Genomic DNA, 1,045 nt, shown 5'->3' on the forward strand with positions numbered 1-1,045 from the left:
CCCGGCACGCCGCCCTGGCCCACCGCCGCGACCCCGAGCCCGGCCCGGCCGCCACCCAGGCCGTCTTCGGCGCCGGCCCGCACGCCTGCCCGGGCGCCGGCCTCGCCCGCACCCAACTCGCCGACGTGCTCCTCGCGTTGGCGCCGTACCGCCCCACCGTCGCCCGCGCCCGCGTGGACCGCCGCGCCGCCCTCCCCGGCTACGCCGAACTCACGCTGCACCGAGGCCTGCAGCAAGGCCTGCGGCGAGACCCGAACCGAGACCCGAACCGAGGAACCCCGTGACGCGCATCGCCATCACCGGCGCCACCGGCTTCTGCGGCGCCCACCTCGCCCGCGCCGCCGCCGCACTCGGGCTCGACGTCTCCTGCCACGGCCGCCGCCCCGGCCCGGTCGGCCGGCACGTCCCGTGGGACGCCACCACCGCCGACCCCGACCTCACCGGCGCCGACCTCGTCGTCCACTGCGCCGCCGCCGTCGCCGACCTGTCCCCGGGCTCGCCCGCCGAGGCGCACCAGCACGCCGTCAACGTCACCGGCACCGAGCGCGTGCTGCGCGCCGCCGCCGGCCGGCCGGTCGTCCAGGTGAGCAGCGCGAGCGTCTACGACCCGCGGATCACTGCCCCCGCCGTCACCGAGGACCACCCCACCGCCGGCGGTCACCTCAACGCGTACGGCCGCACCAAGGCCGCCGCCGAGCTCCGCGCACTCGCGGCGGGCGCCGTCGTCCTGCGCCCGCGCGCCGTGTACGGCCCCGGCGATCCGCACCTCGTCCCGCAGTTGCTGGCCCGCGTCCGGCACGGCCTGCTGCTGCTTCCGGGCGGGGACGTCCGGCTCAGCCTCACCTCGGTGGCCAACCTGACCGACGCCTGCCTGGCCGCGCTCGGCGTCACCGCCGCCGGCCCGTGGCCGTCCGGCGCGTACAACATCGCGGACGCCACGCCGTACCGCCGCGACGAGGCCGTCCACCGGGTGCTCGCCGCGCACGGCGTCCGCGCCCGGATCGGCCACGTCCCCGCGCCGCTCGCCCGCCTCGCCGCGCGCACC

At 79.6% G+C, this 1,045-nt stretch carries 1 protein-coding gene and 1 pseudogene; both read left to right on the forward strand.

The features are described from left to right. Window positions 1-284: pseudogene (locus tag AB0O00_RS41335) on the forward strand (cytochrome P450); the annotation flags it as partial. Then, a partial coding sequence (locus AB0O00_RS41340; protein ID WP_363659801.1) for an NAD-dependent epimerase/dehydratase family protein occupies window positions 281-1,045 on the forward strand: 765 nt, incomplete at its 3' end. The pseudogene AB0O00_RS41335 and the gene AB0O00_RS41340, both read left to right, overlap by 4 nt.

The sequence above is a fragment of the Kitasatospora sp. NPDC093558 genome (assembly GCF_040683475.1).
Classification (GTDB): Bacteria; Actinomycetota; Actinomycetes; order Streptomycetales; family Streptomycetaceae; genus Kitasatospora.